A 17739-nucleotide genomic window follows, 5' to 3' on the forward strand; every position below is an offset into this window, starting at 1 on the left:
TGACTCCATTTTCTGAAGTATAAAAAAATCAGTTATTTCTTTAGGTTATTAACCGAAAATTAAAAGTTGTCAAATTATTCACTCCTTTGCTATAACAACTTGAAATTACAAGGAGGGATTATTTTAGATGGGAGAATTTATAACCGAAGAACAAGAATTTAGTTTAGAAGAACAAATAAAATCATTAGGGGATGAAGAATTATTAGATTTTTGGGAAGAAACCCATTTTTTTAATCAAATAGTAGAAAAAGATATTTCTTTAACCACATTATCTAAAAATAATTATGAACGTCTTATTTTAAATGAGTTAAAAATTAGAACTTGTCGAAGGATTTTAAATAAATAGAATATAAAATTAAAAAAGCCCGCTTTAAGCGGGCTTTCATTGTGTTTAATTAGTTTTCAAACTAAAAAGATTAGAATTTTTTAGGACGAGCGTGGTTTACCTTTAAATTACGACCTCCAAATTCAGTGCCATCTAAGGCAAGGGCCTCATCACCACCACTACTCATTTCCACAAAACCAAAACCTCTTGACCTTCCTGTTTCCCTATCAGTAATAATTTTTACTGAAGAAACTTCTCCATACTGGGCAAATAGGTCAAACAATTCTTGTTCTGTGGTCCTCCAAGGCAAATTTCCTACATACAAATTAGCAGACATAAAACAAAACTCCAAAAAAACTAAAACGTTTACCTTTTTTCGCTGCTTAACTCACCCTTTGAGTTAGAAAAAAACCTCTCAGCGAAAACTCTTTTTTAGAAATGACATGTTTTCATAATTATGGCAAGCTTTTTATTAAAAAAAATTTTAATCTCATTAATTTTATTTTATTCGCCAAATTTTGGCCCCTACTTTAGAAAGCTTTTGTTCTATTTTTTCATATCCTCTATCTAAGTGATATACTCTATGAATCTCTGTAACTCCTCTCGCAGCTAAACCAGCTAAAACTAAACTGGCACTTGCTCGTAAGTCTGATGCCATTACAGGAGCACCCCTTAAAAAAGAAACTCCTCTAATCAAAGCTGTATCTCCGCTCAGTTTAATATTCGCCCCAAGACGCACTAATTCTAAAACATGCATAAATCTATTTTCAAATATAGTTTCTTTTATCATTCCGCTTCCCTTTGCCACACACATTAAAGCCATTATTTGAGCTTGCATATCTGTAGGAAATCCAGGATAAGGAGCAGTTATTACATCAATTCCTTGAATATCTGTAGATTCCAAAATCTGAACTATCTTTTTCTCACTATCTACACTGCATTTTACTCCCATTTCTTTAAGTTTAGTAATAACAGCATCTAATTCTTCTACAGGACAGTTCGTAATTGTTATCTCTCCTCTAGTAATTGCTCCTGCTATCATATAAGTACCTGCTTCTATTCTATCTGGCATGACTTCATATTTTATTCCTTTGAGTTTATTAACTCCTTGAATTTTAATTATACTTGTACCATGGCCTTGAATTTTTGCTCCTGCTTCAATTAAAAAATTAGCTAAATCAATAATTTCTGGTTCTTTAGCTGCATTTTCTAAAATTGTCTCTCCTTCAGCTAAGCAAGCTGCCATTAATAAATTTTCTGTTCCGCCAACTGTAGGAAAATCAAAATAAATATGAGTTCCCTTTAATTTGGAGCAGGTACCAATAATATATCCCTGTTCCAATTGAAAACTGGCCCCCATTTTTTCAAGCCCTTTTAAATGTAAGTCCACAGGCCTAGAGCCAATTGCACACCCTCCTGGTAAGGCAACCTTTGCCTTTCCCAACACTGCCAACAAAGGCCCTAAACACAAAATAGAAGCCCTCATTGTCCGCACTAAATCATAAGGAGCTTCGGGCTGAATTTTTGAAGCACAAACTTTTATAATTCCTCTATTTTTATTTACCTTGCAGCCTAAATATTCGAGAAGTTTTAATGTAGTATTAATGTCCCTAAGATTAGGTACATTATACAAAGTAGTCTCTTGCGAGAGCATTAAACAAGCCATTAAAATAGGTAAGGAGGCATTTTTAGAGCCACTAACCTGAATCTCTCCATAAAGAGGACGTCCACCTTCTACTAACAACTTATCCATAAAATTTTTCTCCTATTGCTAGAATAAAAAAGACTTGACTTGTCACGTCTATATAAGGCATTTGTAGTTTATGCAATTACTAAATTACGCTACGGACAAATTTAATTTTCCCTTTTTTGCCTTTTTTAACTTTAATAAATATTATATGTCCGTGGCGTAGAAGAGATAATATAAAAAAAACAAAGCCACGGACCTAAAAGTTCGTGGCTTTTTTTATAACCAACAACTAAAAGGGGTGGGAAGATGTTATATGATGTAGAGCGTGAAACCATGCCAAGAGATGAACTCGAATCTTTGCAACTTAAAAGATTAAAGTATTTGGTGGAAAAAGTTTATCACAACGTTCCTTTTTACAAAAAACGCTTTGATGAACTAGATCTAAAACCCGAGCACATTAAAACCTTATCAGATTTAAAATACTTACCTTTTACGGAAAAACAAGATTTAAGAAATAACTATCCTTTTGGACTTTTTGCAGTGCCCAAAGAAAATGTAGTAAGAGTGCATGCATCTTCAGGAACCACTGGTAAAGCTACTGTAGTTGGATATACTAAAAGAGATATATCCATTTGGGCGAATCTTATGGCCAGATCATTTGTTGCCACAGGTGTAACAAGGCGAGACATTGTTCACAATGCCTATGGATATGGATTATTTACTGGTGGCCTTGGAATGCATTATGGAGCAGAAACTTTAGGCGCTACGATTGTTCCTATTTCTGGAGGAGGAACAAAACGCCAAGTTATGTTAATGAAAGATTTTGGTTCTACTGTACTTTGCTGTACTCCTTCTTATAGTCTATATTTATATGAAACAGCTCTAGCTCAAGGTATTGATATAGATAGTTTAAAATTAAGAATAGGCATTTTTGGAGCAGAACCATGGACAGAAAAAATGCGCTTAGAAATAGAAAAAAAGTTTAAAATTAAAGCATTAGATATTTATGGTCTTTCTGAAATTCTAGGCCCTGGTGTAGCTATTGAATGTGAAACAGAACAACATGGTCTACATATATGGGAAGACCATTTCCTCATCGAAATTATAAACCCTGAAACAGGAGAACAACTTCCTTTAGGAGAAACAGGTGAGCTAGTAATAACCACTCTAACTAAAGAAGCTCAGCCCTTAATTAGATATAGAACCAGAGACATTACTTCTATCATTCCTATCCCATGTAAATGTGGTCGAACACATTATCGTATAGAACGATTAAAAGGACGTAGTGATGATATGCTAATTATCCGAGGAGTAAACGTGTTCCCATCTCAAATAGAAAGTATCTTATTAGAGACTGAGGGATTAACCCCTCATTATCAAATCATTGTAAAACGAGAGGGAGCTTTAGATGTTTTAGAAATTCAAGTAGAAGTAGATGAAAAAATATTTTCAGATGAAATAAAACACTTACAAAGATTAGAAAGGAAATTAATTCAAACTATTAAAGAATTTTTAGGTGTAAGTACAAGAGTAAAATTGGTCGAGCCTCAATCTATTACTCGCTCAGAAGGTAAGGCAAAACGAGTCATAGACTTACGTAAACAATCTTAGGAGGTAAAAATGAAAGTAGAACAAATTTCTGTATTTTTAGAAAACAGAGCTGGTAGATTAGAAGAAGTAACCAAAATATTAGCTGAGGCGAAAATAAATATAAGAGCTTTATCTCTAGCAGATACTTCTGACTTTGGCATCTTAAGACTAATAGTAACAGACAACAATAAAGCTAAACAGGTATTAAAAGAAAATGGGTTTACTGTAGGAAAAACTAATGTAGTAGCTGTAGAAGTAGATGACAGACCAGGAGGATTATATAATATTTTATCTATTTTAAGTAAAAATAAAGTAAATGTTGAATATATGTATGCCTTTGTTCAACAAAGTGGTAAAAATGCTGTCTTGATTTTTAGATTTGATAGAACAGATGATGCAATCAAAATACTAAGTGAAAATAATATTAAGATTATACCAGGAAAGGAATTATACAATATATAAAATAATACCTTAAATACATTAAGATTTATAAAGACAACTTTTTACTTTATTAAATTGTTTATAAAAATAAAGTGCCTTTTGAGGCCCAATACCGTTTACTTTTTGTAAATCTTGCGGACTAGCATTTAAAATATTTTCTAATGTTTTAAATTTCTGCCATAAATTTAAAGCAGTATTGGGCCCTATTCCTTTTACTTTCAAAAGGATATCGTCAATTTTCTCTTTGGAATATTTTTTAGTTTGAGCTTGCAAAACAAATCTATGAGCTTCATCCCTTAGGCTTTGTAAAAACAATAATAAATCATTTTTTAATTCAAGATGGTCCTGCTCATATTTAGAATAAATTTTATCATCTAAATTACCTAATCTTCTACTTGAACCTTTAGCAATAGCTAATACTTCAATATCCTTAGGAGCTTGTATTTCTTTAAGTACCTTTAAAAAATATTGCAGATGCCCTTTTCCCCCATCGATTAAAAATAAATCTGGCCATGTTTTTTTTTCTTTCTTTTTTTGTAAAAAAAGCTTATATGGTAGAAAATCATTTCCATTTATATTATCAAATTTAAACAATCTATATTCATCTCTAATAAACTTATTACCTTTAAAAACAATAGAAGCTAAATATGTATATTGACCATAAAAATGAGAAATATCTATAGCTTCTATGCTATATATCTTTTTATCTGCAAAAATAAAGTTTAGTAAATCACAATCATATAACTTAATTTTTTGTTTAAAATTGAAATAAATATTTTTTTTAGCAATATCTAATAACGATAAGATATCTTTATTTTTAGGTAACATAATTTTTACATCTTTATTAAATTTATATTTAAAAAAATTAACAATATTTTTACTATCTATATGTTCTGAAACAACTATTTTTGCAGGTAACTGTTGTTTAAATAAATAAAATTGGCTTAAAATAAAAAACCACAGTTCATTTTTATCTTTTAAAATGATATTAGAAAAATTAAAGTTATCTTTATCTATAACTCTTCCCTCTCTAACATATAATATACTCAAGTATATATTTTCTTTATGTATTTTTAAATAAAAAACATCTATAGATTCGTTTTTAAAATAAACTACCACTTGTTTTTCCAAACTACTAGAAATAGCCTGAATTTGATCACGTAACAAAGCAGCCCTTTCAAAATCAAAATTATTAGCATAATTCCACATTTGTTTTTCTAATAAACTTATTAAATCTCTTTTTTCTCCTTTTAAAAAAAGTTCAACTTTTCTCACTTCTTCCCAATATTTTTTTTCATCTACCTTATAACAACATGGAGCAAAACAACGTTGTAAATGATACTGAAGACAAGGACGAACTCTATTTTTAAAATTTTTATTATTACATTTTTTTAATTTAAAAATTTTATTAATAATCCTCATTGTCTCTCTAGCTTTATATGCAGAAGTAAAAGGTCCAAATACAATATCATCTTTGGAAAATCTTCTCGAAATTTTTAAAGATGGATATTTTTCTTTTTTATTTAAAACAAATAACAAATACTGTTTATCATCTCTAAAATAAACATTATATTTTGGTTTATATTTTTTTATTAAATTAGATTCTAAAATCAATGCTTCTTTTTCTGAATTAGTGATAATAAAATCTATATTTTTTACTTTAGACACCATCTTTTTGACTTTTAAATCATTCTGACTTCTAAAATAGCTACTTATTCTTTTATATAAATTTTTTGCCTTTCCTACATAAATAATCCTATCATTTTCATCTTTCATTAAATAAACACCGGGTTCTTTTGGGACATTACATGTTAACTTGTTCATGATAAATACGAAACATCTATTTGAATAAACTTTGAATTTTTTTTCTATGATCTCTATAAATTATGTTCAATAAGGAATTAATTTTCTTGATCAATTTTTTATTTAGAGAAGGAATATCTGGATATTCCTTTAATTCAAACTCCGATAAACTTAATTTATTAAATTTAAAATCATTATCTATATCATAAACAAACATTGAACCAGTTACATTACTTTTGTCTAAAGATGTAATAGATGAAGAAATTTCTTTAGAAAATTGTAAAAATTTACTTGGAGAATAATATGTATTTATTTCATCAATTTTTTTATTAATCTGTTTTATAATTTTAATTAATAGATAATAGTTAAATGATATCTTTTTTATTTTTTTTTCTTTATCATATATTTCTTCACCATATTTATATATTTCTATCTTTTTAAACAATACATTATAATAATAAAAAAAACATTTTTTATATTTTGATTTTAAAAATAAAGAAAAAGGACAGGCTGATATTTTTTTTATTTCTACATTAAAAGAACCTAGATCTACCCCTAAAATATCAGAAAATTTCATCCAATTTTCTTGAGTTATTACCATTAATTGAATAATATTTTTAACATCTTCTATTTGTTTTGCTTTTAATTTTAATTCTTCTATTTTATTTTTAATAAATTCTATTTCCGTTTCTAAACGACTCCTTCTTCCAAAAAAATTATCTGCAGAGTCTTTTAATATGCCAAAAATAAGTTCTTTATTTAAATCTTCTGTATTGGTACTCATTTTTTCTTGCCAACTTAACCATTTTGGATAAAAATAGATTACATGTCCAATAAAACTAAAAAAAAGAAGCTACCACCATTTTGTCCTTATTGCAAAAATGTTTTAAAACTAAAACCATCTTGAAAAAAAATATATCTTTATTGCAAGGTCTGCAATAAATACTTTGATATTTCTAAAAATACAATATCAGATATTTTAGAAGAACATCTAGCCAATATCCCCTGTGATCGTTTATAATTTACTTGCACCTTTTAAAACTAACTGTTAATCTTTACTAATTATGGAATCACTTTATTCTAGTTTACGAGAGCTATCTATTTTTATTTTTCCACTAATTTTAGGTATCACTCTTCACGAAGTTGGCCATGGATATGTAGCTTATCTTTTAGGTGATCCCACAGCTAAAAATGCTGGGCGTTTGACCTTAAATCCACTTAAACACTTAGATCCTATAGGCCTTCTAGTTCTTATAGTAACAAGAACCATTGGCTGGGCTAAACCAGTACCTATAAATCCTAACTATTTTAAAAATTTAAAACAAGGACTTTTACTAGTCTCCATAGCAGGACCTTTAGTAAACTTCTTTTTAGCTCTTGTTTTCTGGCTTATTTTTAAACTTAGTATTTTTTTTAATCCATTTGGAATATCTTTTGGACAAGTATATATAGTATATCCTGTTTATCAAATATCTGCTGCAGGAGTAATCGTAAATATTATTTTAGGAGTTTTTAATCTTATCCCTATTCCTCCTCTTGATGGAAGTAAAGTTGTAGCTTATTTTCTACCCTCTTCTTGGCTACCTAAATATTTAGGATTAGAAAAATACGGGTTTTTTATTATTCTCTTATTTGTATTTACTGGCCTTTTAAATGGTTTTTTAGAAAATACTTTAAACATTATCTATAAATATATTCTAAGTTAAAGGAGTAATTTTGTATGACTAAGGACAAAATTGTTTCTGGAATGAGACCCACAGGACCATTACATTTAGGACATTACTTTGGTGTTTTACGAAACTGGATAAACTTTCAAAATGAATATGAATGTTATTTTTTTGTAGCAGACTGGCATGCCTTAACAAGTGAATATAATAATCCTCAAAAAATAAAAACTTTTATTACCGAGTTGATAAAAGATTGGTTTTCTGTAGGATTAAACCCAGAAAAATGCATCATATTCTTACAATCACAAGTAAAACAACATGCGGAATTACACCTTATCTTATCAATGCTTACCCCTTTAGGTTGGTTAGAAAGAAATCCAACTTATAAAGAAGTAAAACAAGAACTAGTTGCAAAAGATTTAAATACCTATGGCTTTTTAGGATATCCTGTTCTTATGGCTTCTGATATTTTAATTTACAGGCCACAATATGTGCCTGTAGGAGACGATCAATTACCTCATCTTGAACTTACTAGAGAAATTGCGAGAAGATTTAACTTTTTATATGGAAACACCTTTCCTGAACCACAAGCTAAATTAACAGAAGCATCACGTCTTCCTGGACTAGATGGTCGTAAAATGAGTAAAAGTTATGGCAATGCTATTCTTTTAAACGAAGATATGAATTCTGTCCAAAAAAAGATAATGTCTATGCTTACCGATACCAATAGAAAACGAAAAACTGATCCAGGAGATCCTAATAAATGTAATTTATATCCTTACCACAAACTCCTTACTCCTAAAGAAATACGAGAGGAAATAAAATTAAACTGTACTCAAGCAAAATGGGGATGTGTTGATTGTAAAAAAATATTACTTACAAATTTAGAAAAATTTCTCATACCTATTCATGAAAAAAGAAAACAAATAGATAAAGATAAATCTTTAGTTGAAGAAATATTAAACAAAGGAAATAAAAAAGCACAAGAAGAGGCTGAAAAAACTATGTTATTGGTTAGAAAAAATTTAAATTTCTTTTAATTATTGATACAAAAGTAGGTCAATTGTTGTTTTATTTTAGAATCAAAAACTACTTTAATTTTTTTATTATTTAAATTGATAATATCTATTTGTCCTAAATTAGCTGTAGTATAGAGAGGAATATTTTTACTTTGAAAATAGGTTAAAATAGTTTTATCAGGAAAATTAAAATGGTTTAAAAAACCACAACTAACTACTACAATCTCAGGATTAACTTTTTGATAAAATAAAGGATAAAATGCTGTTTTACTACCATGATGTGGTATAATTAGCACTTTTGATTTTAAATTCTCTACACGGGATGCTAAATACTTTAATCCGTCTTTTTCTATATCTCCACATATTAAATAGTTATTTTTCCCATTTTCTACTACTTGTAATACAAGAGAATTGTTATTTTTACTTTTGAAATGATAATCCACAGGTGGATGTAAAATCCTAATATAATCATCATCACTGATTTTTATAAGGTTATCTTTATATAATATTTGATACTCTACTTTATTTAAAATCATTTTAAAAATCTTTTTATCATAAGAAGATGCTGGCAAACTTCCATTAAAATAAAATTTCTTATATTTAAAATTATTTAATATATAATAAAGTCCTCTCAAGTGATCTATATCTGGATGAGTTAAAAAAACAAAATTTAAAAAAGGTCTCTTTTGATAAGTTAATATTTTTGATAAAATCTTTCTTCCAAAATCATAATTTTGATTAAAACTCCCTCCACCATCAATCAAAACCCTTTTTCCTTTTCTTTCATAAAGAATCGATTGACCTTGACCAACATCATAAATAACTAATTTAGAATAAAATTTGTTTTCCAATTTAAAAATTATAACCACAAAAATAGAAAAAGATATTAATAGGACATAAATTTTATATCTCTGTTTTTTAATAAACAACAGAGAAAGCATTATATAATATAAAATAATTAAATATCCATTTGGTCTAAATGATAAAACAATTTTTAATAAATCGTTCTTATTTAAATAATGTAAAAAAATTAAAAATTTATCCAAATTTAAAAGCATTATGTGAAAAAATATTTTAGAAATATAAGGGAAAAATGAAAAAATTAATCCCAAAAATCCACTTGGAATAATTATAAACGATAACCATGGGATCCAAATAATATTAACCCATAAAGATAAATAGATTTGATTAAAATAATATACTTGTAATGGCAAAATGAACAAATTTGCAGCAACAGTTGAAATAAATATATAAAATATATACCTTGCTAATTTAAACTTAATATTTAATTTCGATATATAAAAAGTATAAAATAAATATATACCAATAACAGCTAAAAAAGAAAACTGAAAAGATATATCAAATAATGACTGGGGAGAATAAATTAAAATAAAAAAAAGAGCTAAAAAATAACCATCAAGAAAAAAATTTTTTTTATTGAATAAAAATAATAATCCCCAACAAAAAAACATTATTTCTGCCCTCACAAGAGAGATCGGATAGCGAGCAAGAAATAAATAAAAAATAGAAAATAAAATAGAGAAAATTATACCTAACTTTATTCTAGGTATAAATAAGCCAGTATTGGGAAAAATGTAAAATATAATCCAACTTAAGACAAAGCCTAATAATAGGATAACACTTAAATGAAGTCCTGATAAAGCTAAACTGTGAGACAACCCCCCTTTTCTAAATATTTCTATCAAATTAAAATTTAAATAAGATTTATCATTTAAAAGAAATATTAAAGATAACGCTTTTGCTTCATTACTATATTGCCTCAAGGTAGAAAAAATCTTCAAAATACGATTTTTAACCTTTTTCCAACCTTTAAAAGCAAAATATTTCCACGAATTACTTCGAGTTTTTTCTATTACAAAATTTTTTTTATTGTATTGATATGTCTTAAAAAATATATTTTTCTTTAACCAATAAAAACTATAACCAAAATAACCTTTATTTTTTAATCCAGTTATTGGTTTAACCTTAAATACTCCCCTTATTTTATCTCCTATATCTAATTGTTTTAATTGATAATTTAAATTAATAACTAAATTATGACCAACTGGATTCTTATTAAATTTTAAATTATCTAAAATTATTCTACTATAGCTGTTTGGAAGAAATAATATATTTTCAATACAGCCCTCTACATATATTTTACTTTTAAAGAAACTTAAATCTTTTTCTATACAAAATGATGGTAACCTATAATATAAGTAAAAAATACCACTAATATAACTTAATGAAAAACAAAAAAATAATTTTGTTTTATTTTGTTGAAAAAATATAAAAAATAAAGCTAAAAATAAAATAGAACCATAGAAAGGAAATCTAAAGGTAAGGATCCCAAGAACAAAAAACAAAAGACATTTTTGCCATAAAAAAAGACTTACTTTATTCAAAACAACTTATTTACTAATTAATACCCGTCTAGGTTTACTACCTTCTTGAGGACCTATAATCCCATCTTTTTCCATTTGTTCAATAAAAAGAGCAGCTTTATTAAATCCAATTCTAAATCTTCTTTGAATTAAAGAAATCGAAACTTTTCCATTTTCTATAGCATATTTTACTGCCTCTGAATATTTAGGATCATCTATGATATCATTTCTACCATTTTCCAATTCAGTTTCTGTTTGAGCTGTTTTCCAATTTTGAAAATCAATTAAATATTGAGTAGGTTGTTTTTTCTGCCAAAATTCTACTATCCTACCAATATCTTCTTCTCCAACGTACGCTCCATGCACCCTCTTCAACTCTCCACCACTAGATTTAAATAACATATCTCCCATTCCTAAAAGATATTCAGCCCCATTACTATCTAAAATAGTACGCGAATCGTGTTTAGAACTAACCTGAAATGCTATTCTAGCAGGAAAATTTGCTTTAATAATACCTGTTACTACATCAACAGAAGGTCTCTGTGTAGCTAAAATAATATGGATTCCTGCAGCTCTAGCCAACTGAGCTAACCGTACAATACTGGTTTCTACTTCTTTTCCCCCAGTCAACATTAAGTCAGCCATTTCATCAATTATAACAACAAGATACGGTAATTCAGCATCTTCTTGCTCTACTTTTTGATTGTAAGTTTGAATATTTCTAACGCCTAATTGAGCCATTAATTCATATCTTTGTTCCATTTCTGCAACAGCCCATTCTAACGCTACTTTAGCCAAACCTGATTCTGTAACTACTGGATGTACCAAATGAGGTAAATTATTGTATACAGAAAGCTCTATCCTTTTAGGATCTATAAGCAATAATCTTAAACTTTTCGGTGGATGAGCAAATAATAAGCTAAGCAAAAAAGAGTTTAAACAAACACTTTTTCCAGCTCCTGTAGCACCTGCAACTAAAAGGTGGGGCATTTTAGCTAAATCGACTACTATTGGACGGCCTTGAATATCTTTACCCAAGGCTAAGGGCAAAGCATTGCTTTTTATATCAAAGACCTTGCTTGCCAAAATTTCTTTTAAATACACATACTCTCGTGTAGGATTAGGAATTTCTATACCTACAGTATCTTTTTTAGGTAAAGGAGCTATAATTCTCACTCTAGAAGATTTTAAATTTAAGGCTAAGTCATCACTTAAATTTGCTATTCTACTTACTTTTATACCTGGAGCAGGTTTAAACTCTAACATACTTACCACTGGCCCAGGAGTAACCTTTTCTACTTCTCCTTGAATTCCAAAATGTTCTAAACACTGTTGTACTTTTTGAGATAAGTCTTTTAAATGTTCAGAAGAAAAAGAAGATTTTTGCTTTGGAACATCTTTTAGTAAATTAATATCTGGTAGCTTTAAATTACTATTAACAAGATATTTTTGCTCTTTATTTACTTTAGACTCAATAATATCTTGTTTTACTTTCTTTTTAACTGTTTTAATTTTAGATAAACTTTTGGATTTTGGTAAATTTTGGGGAATAAAATTATCTCCATTTTCTTCAGTTGGAACTAATTTTTTAAATAAACTTAACCACGAGAAGTTAAAAGTACATTGCACACTAACGATAGTAAAAGTAGATAAAATTATAATTCCGCCCCAAAACTTTAGGTAATGATTTAAAAAATAGTATAAATACTGCCCTATAAATCCCCCCCCAGAAATAGAGTGAAAAGAAAATGTTTTTAAATAAGGATAACAAAGCCAGGTAAAAATACAAAAACAAAGACAAATTAAACTAATCCAGCGCCAAGTATAAAAATATTTATGACCTTTTAAAATTAAAAAAATTAAAAAAAATAGAATAGGAACAAAAATAAAAGCTCCCAAACCAAATAAATCAAAAAGCAGGCCTGCCAGATATGCCCCAACTAAGCCTGCTTTATTATTAACTTTTAAATTAATAAAGCCAGAAGAAGTAAAAGAAGGATCTTTTGGAGAATAAGTGAGTAAACTTATAACTAACAGAATTGTAAATGCAATTAAAAAAATAACCCCTGCTTCCTTAAAAAGCTTTTTTTCTCCCAATGATTATTACCTCTTATTCCCTACCAATATATTCACCACTTCTAGTATCAACTTTTACTTTATCTCCTTCAGAAATAAATAAAGGCACTTGAATTACTAAGCCAGTTTCTAATTTTGCAGGCTTAGTAGCACCGGACACAGTATCACCCTTTACTCCTGGTTCTGTTTCCACAACCTCTAAAATTACTGAAGCAGGTAAATCCAAATCAATAGGTTGGTTTTTATAAACAAGAGCTTTTACTTCTTCTCCCTCTTTTAAAAAACCTACTTTATCTCCAAAAGTATCTTTACTTACATTTATCTGTTCATAAGTAGTCATATCCATAAACACAAAGCCATTATCTTCTTTATAAAGATATTGATAACTTCTAGTTTCTAAATCTGGTTTATCAAACTTCTCTCCAGCTCGAAAAGTTTCATCAATTATACTACCTGTGAGTAAATTTTTTAATTTTGTTCTAACAAATGCTCCACCTTTCCCTGGCTTTACATGTAAAAACTCCAAAATTTCATAAGGGGTCCCTTCTATCTCTATTTTTAATCCCCTTCTAAAATCTGTTGTAGAAAGCATTTAACCTCCTCTAACCTTAATTTTCTTTATTAGGGCTTCCACCCCTAACACATAACTATCAATTCCAAATCCACAAATCACACCAACAGCATTTTTAGCAATAAAACTTTTATGTCTAAAAGACTCTCTTGCATATACATTACTTAAATGAACCTCTATATAAGGTATATTTATCCATTTTAAACAATCAGCTAATGCAATACTCGTATGAGTATAAGCTCCAGCATTTATAACTATACCATTTCCTTTATTTATCCAAAACTCCTCAATATAATCTATTAACTTACCTTCTGAATTAGATTGATATATATCTAATTCTAAATCCTTAACATTATGTATATTAGCAAGAATATATTTTCTTAAGTCTTTTAAAGAATGCTTACCATATATATTTGTCTCTCTTTGTCCAATAAATTTTAAATTAGGACCATTTATAATTGCTATTTTCACCTTTATTTAGATTCCTTAGGTAAATTTGGTTCTTCTAAGTATTTTGGTTCTACTACAATCTCTTCTTGCTGAGAAGTCGTTGATCCAACTACTGGCTCATTAATAGCCCGGACTTTAATAATTGGCAAGAAAATCAAATCGCCTTTTTCAATTTCTTCTTGAACTTCATAAAGCTCTCCTTGAACTAACAACTTATATCCCTTATCTTTATCTTTTCCTACATTACTTTCTGGGATAGCCTGAACAATTCTACCCACACCCACGATCCTTACTATATCTTCTTGAGGAGAAAACTTACCAATAAAAAAATAATTCTTCTGTAAAGCCAACGGGTGATAAATACCTATATAACAAAATTCATATTCACCAATCGTATAACTATTTTCTTTTAAACTAATTACTCTGCCTGCCAACACAAAGTCAGGAATTAATTCTACATTAATTTCAAAGTTTTGAATATATTCATTAGAGTAAGAATTATAAATAGGATTTAAGTCTCCAGATTTAGAAAAAAGAATTTGTTCAGGATTAAGACCAATATTTGTAGGTCTCACAATAAGCTGTTCTTTTAATATTTGCCTATTTATTGCTACTAAGCCTTTTTTTAAAGCCTTTTGCCATAAAATATCTTTTCCTTGCTCTTGATATTCTTTTTTACTTATCTTTACCTTTACTTTAATAGACTTGGAAACTTTTTGTAGAGCATTTTGAGGTTTAAAAATAAGTTCTTTTTTTATTTTAGGCTTAGAAGCACAACCACTTCCAATCAACAAAAACAAACTTACTAAAAATAAAAATAATCTTCTCATTTCTTAACTCCTTTTTTAATATTATAAACAAATTCAGTTCGTATTAAACTCTATACTTTTTCAAAAAAAAATTCTAGACTTTTCCGCATGAAAAGAGAATTAAAATTAATTAAAACTATTTATACCCTAGAGCAATTAAAATGTGAACCCCTTTCTCAAATAGCCATAGCAGGTCGTTCTAATGTAGGCAAATCATCTTTAATCAACTGCTTAGCAGGACAAAAAAAACTTGCTAAGACAAGCTCTTCTCCTGGTAAAACTCGCAGTCTTAATTTTTATCTAATTCTTCCAGAAAAATTTTATTTAGTTGATTTGCCTGGATATGGCTATGCAAAATGTTCTAAAAAAGAAAGAGAAAAATGGGCAAACCTTATCTACCATTACTTAAATAACAACCCCTATTTAAAAGCAATAATCATCTTACTTGATTCTAGACTAAGCCCCCAAAAACTAGACTTAGAATTAATTTCTTTCCTAGAACAAGAAAACATAAAAATTGTTCCAGTACTAACAAAAATTGATAAATGTACCCAAAAAGAAATATCGCGCCAAGTGAAAAACTGGCTACCTATTCTTAATACAGATCCTAAAGACCTAATACTTTTCTCTAGTAAAACAGGAAAAGGGAAAAATAAATTATGGCAAAAATTAATAGATCTAGGCAAAAATTAATTTTTTAAAATTATTGGAAAAAACGATATACATACACCTAAAAATAATAAATTTGCCAACCATGCTCCTATAAAAGGAGATAATATCCCTTCCTCAGCAAAAGAAATTCCTGTTACAAACAAGGCATAATAGATAAATATACAAATTAAGCCAATAAAAAAGCTTTTATAGATATTTTTTACAAAAAAAACAATAATTGAACTTAAAAAAGATAAAATAAGGATAGAAAAAGAATAAGAAAATTTGCTATATAATGTAGTTAAAATACCTGTAATATTGCTACCGTTCTTTTTAAAATGTGCTAAAATACCTTTTAATTTCCACACAGAAAGAGCTTCCTTAGGAAAATCTGATTTTAAAGTAGCAATAGATTCTAAGTCCAAGTGTGCTTTTAACTCTAATTTATTATATTTAGAATTTAAAAACTTATTTGGAGAAATGCTAATCCCATTTAATAAAATAATTCTTTTTTTATTTTTTAAATATAAAAAATTTGTTGCATAATAAAGTTTTAAAACTTTTTGTCTTTCTAGATCTACAACATAGCAAATAATGTTATTACCTTTCTTTTTCTTTAAATTATATTTATTAAAATAAATAATTTTGTTTTTATCTTTAACCCAAGAATTAAATATTTCTTGTTTTACTAAATGCTTATTTCTAACTTCTTTTTTCCAAATCTTAGCAGTTTCAAATAAACCATAACTACCTAATTCTTGAATAATAAAAAAATGAGTAAACATAAATATTAAAGAAATTGAAAATATAATAAAAACTAATTTTTTATATTCTATACCACCTGACATCAACGCAACCATTTCATTTCTATTGTAAACAAGTGATAGAAATAAAATGATAGATAAAAAAAATATTCCTGGAGATATTTGGGATATTATTAGAGGTATTTTCCACAAAAAATAGACAATAATAGTTTTAATAACGACCTTTTTTTCTATAAACTCATCAACCCTATCTAGAAAATCAAATAATAAATAAATTGATATTCCTGCTATAAAAAAATTAAAAAGTAATAAAGAAAGATTTTTAAATATATATTTTGTTAAAACTCTCATAATAAATTTATGAATCAACTCTTAAAAATTTTCTATTTTGTAACCAATAATACAATTTTGAATCAACTAAATTCACTTGATAATTTAAAATTGATAAAATCAAAAAAATTATATTTGGCATCCACATAGATAAATTAGGGGAAATTTTCCCTGTTTCTCCAAAAGAATAAAACAATAAATATAAAGAGTAATAAATTATAAAAAATAATAGACAAAATATAACACCAAATTGTTGCTTAATTCCAGATAAGTTAAAGGCAAAAGGCAGGGTAAAAAATACTAATATCAAACAAGAAAAGGGCAATGCTATCCTTCTTTGTAATTCCATTTTAGCTACTCTAATTATTTTGCTATCTTTACTATTTTTTATAGTATTTTTTATTTCTGAAAAATACATTTCTTTTGGTTTTTTATTATCTAATTTTATTCCATAAAACATGTTCTTCAAATCTATACCAATTTTATAGGAATTAAATTTAATTATATAACACTCTTTTTGTGATAAATTATATATATTCCCATCACTTAAATCTATGATAGCTAAATTATCATTTTTATTAAATTGAATCTTTCCTTTACTAGACAAAATAACTCTATTATCTTTGCTATCTTTGTAAACAATAAAAATATTTTTCATTATGTTGTTAGCACGATCTATATCTTTAAAATAAATAGTTATACCTGGAAAATTAGAAATAAATATACCTGGCTGTAAAGAAATTTGGGTTTTTGATTGTAAAATACTAATACATTTCTCTCTAAACATCTCTATTCCCTTAGGAATTAAAAAAAATGAAGTATATAAAGAAAAAAGAACACATAAAAAAGAAAAACCAAGGGGGAAGAAAAAAAAGTGCTTATAGCTCATGCCAGAAGTCTTTAACGCAAGAAGTTCTCTTTCTGAACTCATCTTTAAAAAAACTAGAAATACGCTAATCATGCAAGAAGCTGGTACTAAAATAATAAGAAAGGAAGGGGCTAAATAAAGAAAAAGTTCTCCAATATCTTTCAAAGAAATATTTTGTCCTAAAAAAAAATCTTTTAGATGTAATAATTTGCCAATCAATAAAAAAATAAGAAAAGAAAACAAACAAATAAAAAAACCTAATCCTATTTCTTTAGCTAAATACCGATTTAAGATCGTCATT

At 27.6% G+C, this 17739-nt stretch carries 17 protein-coding genes; 6 read left to right on the plus strand and 11 right to left on the minus strand.

The features are described from left to right. Positions 1-127: 127 nt before the first annotated feature. Positions 128-346 (plus strand): hypothetical protein, encoded by a 219-nt coding sequence (locus tag BLP60_RS01395; protein ID WP_092062236.1) that lies wholly within the window; start codon positions 128-130, stop codon positions 344-346. A 70-nt stretch (positions 347-416) separates the two neighbouring features. Here the strand turns inward: BLP60_RS01395 and rbp are convergent, their stop codons facing one another. Continuing rightward, positions 417-662, minus strand: coding sequence for an RNA-binding regulator (gene rbp, locus BLP60_RS01400; RefSeq protein ID WP_092062239.1), 246 nt, complete (start codon positions 660-662; stop codon positions 417-419). A 162-nt stretch (positions 663-824) separates the two neighbouring features. Beyond that, positions 825-2078, minus strand: coding sequence for a UDP-N-acetylglucosamine 1-carboxyvinyltransferase (murA, locus tag BLP60_RS01405; RefSeq protein WP_092062242.1), 1254 nt, complete (start codon positions 2076-2078; stop codon positions 825-827). Between the two features lie 243 nt (positions 2079-2321). Here murA and BLP60_RS01410 point away from each other — a divergent pair, with 243 nt between their 5' ends. Then, entirely contained in the window at positions 2322-3626 is a 1305-nt protein-coding gene (locus BLP60_RS01410) for a phenylacetate--CoA ligase family protein (protein ID WP_092062245.1), read from the plus strand. A gap of 9 nt (positions 3627-3635) precedes the next feature. After that, positions 3636-4067, plus strand: coding sequence for an ACT domain-containing protein (locus BLP60_RS01415; protein WP_092062247.1), 432 nt, complete (start codon positions 3636-3638; stop codon positions 4065-4067). An 18-nt stretch (positions 4068-4085) separates the two neighbouring features. On the opposite strand, the gene uvrC is transcribed toward BLP60_RS01415, so the two are convergent. Both uvrC and BLP60_RS01425 read right to left on the minus strand, forming a co-directional pair. Further along, positions 4086-5870 carry an excinuclease ABC subunit UvrC gene (uvrC, locus tag BLP60_RS01420; protein WP_092062250.1) on the minus strand — a complete coding sequence of 595 codons (1785 nt, stop codon included), beginning with the start codon at positions 5868-5870 and terminating at the stop codon, positions 4086-4088. A 16-nt stretch (positions 5871-5886) separates the two neighbouring features. After that, positions 5887-6633 carry a hypothetical protein gene (locus BLP60_RS01425; RefSeq protein ID WP_092062253.1) on the minus strand — a complete coding sequence of 249 codons (747 nt, stop codon included), beginning with the start codon at positions 6631-6633 and terminating at the stop codon, positions 5887-5889. 280 nt (positions 6634-6913) lie between these two features. On the opposite strand from BLP60_RS01425, the gene BLP60_RS01430 reads away from it, so the two are divergent. Further along, positions 6914-7555 carry a site-2 protease family protein gene (locus tag BLP60_RS01430; protein ID WP_092062256.1) on the plus strand — a complete coding sequence of 214 codons (642 nt, stop codon included), beginning with the start codon at positions 6914-6916 and terminating at the stop codon, positions 7553-7555. Between the two features lie 14 nt (positions 7556-7569). Beyond that, on the plus strand, positions 7570-8556 hold the full coding sequence (gene trpS / locus BLP60_RS01435) for a tryptophan--tRNA ligase (protein WP_092062259.1): 987 nt from the start codon (positions 7570-7572) through the stop codon (positions 8554-8556). Here trpS and BLP60_RS01440 read toward each other — a convergent pair. From BLP60_RS01440 to BLP60_RS01460, 5 genes are read right to left on the minus strand one after another with little or no spacing between them, the layout of a single operon-like run. After that, complete coding sequence (locus tag BLP60_RS01440; protein WP_092062262.1) at positions 8553-10940, minus strand: DNA internalization-related competence protein ComEC/Rec2; 2388 nt, start codon at positions 10938-10940, stop codon at positions 8553-8555. The genes trpS and BLP60_RS01440 overlap by 4 nt on opposite strands. Before the next feature lie 6 nt (positions 10941-10946). After that, positions 10947-13016, minus strand: a complete 2070-nt coding sequence (locus BLP60_RS01445) for a DNA translocase FtsK (protein WP_092062264.1) — start codon at positions 13014-13016, stop codon at positions 10947-10949. 13 nt (positions 13017-13029) lie between these two features. Beyond that, a complete protein-coding gene (gene efp, locus BLP60_RS01450; protein WP_092062267.1) occupies positions 13030-13587 on the minus strand; it encodes an elongation factor P in 558 nt (185 codons plus the stop codon). Further along, complete coding sequence (gene aroQ, locus BLP60_RS01455; protein WP_092062270.1) at positions 13588-14037, minus strand: type II 3-dehydroquinate dehydratase; 450 nt, start codon at positions 14035-14037, stop codon at positions 13588-13590. Positions 14038-14039: 2 nt separating this feature from the next. Further along, the gene (locus tag BLP60_RS01460; RefSeq protein ID WP_092062273.1) at positions 14040-14846 is read right to left on the minus strand and encodes a hypothetical protein; all 807 of its coding nucleotides are present in this window, start codon (positions 14844-14846) and stop codon (positions 14040-14042) included. Positions 14847-14933: 87 nt separating this feature from the next. Here BLP60_RS01460 and yihA point away from each other — a divergent pair, with 87 nt between their 5' ends. Then, entirely contained in the window at positions 14934-15518 is a 585-nt protein-coding gene (gene yihA, locus BLP60_RS01465) for a ribosome biogenesis GTP-binding protein YihA/YsxC (RefSeq protein WP_092062276.1), read from the plus strand. Here yihA and BLP60_RS01470 read toward each other — a convergent pair. Then, positions 15515-16591 carry an LptF/LptG family permease gene (locus BLP60_RS01470; RefSeq protein WP_092062279.1) on the minus strand — a complete coding sequence of 359 codons (1077 nt, stop codon included), beginning with the start codon at positions 16589-16591 and terminating at the stop codon, positions 15515-15517. The genes yihA and BLP60_RS01470 overlap by 4 nt on opposite strands. 7 nt (positions 16592-16598) lie before the next feature. Continuing rightward, complete coding sequence (locus BLP60_RS01475) at positions 16599-17738, minus strand: LptF/LptG family permease (RefSeq protein ID WP_092062282.1); 1140 nt, start codon at positions 17736-17738, stop codon at positions 16599-16601. Between the last annotated feature and the right edge of the window lies 1 nt (position 17739).

The organism is Desulfonauticus submarinus, assembly GCF_900104045.1.
Lineage (GTDB): Bacteria > Desulfobacterota > Desulfovibrionia > Desulfovibrionales > Desulfonatronovibrionaceae > Desulfonauticus > Desulfonauticus submarinus.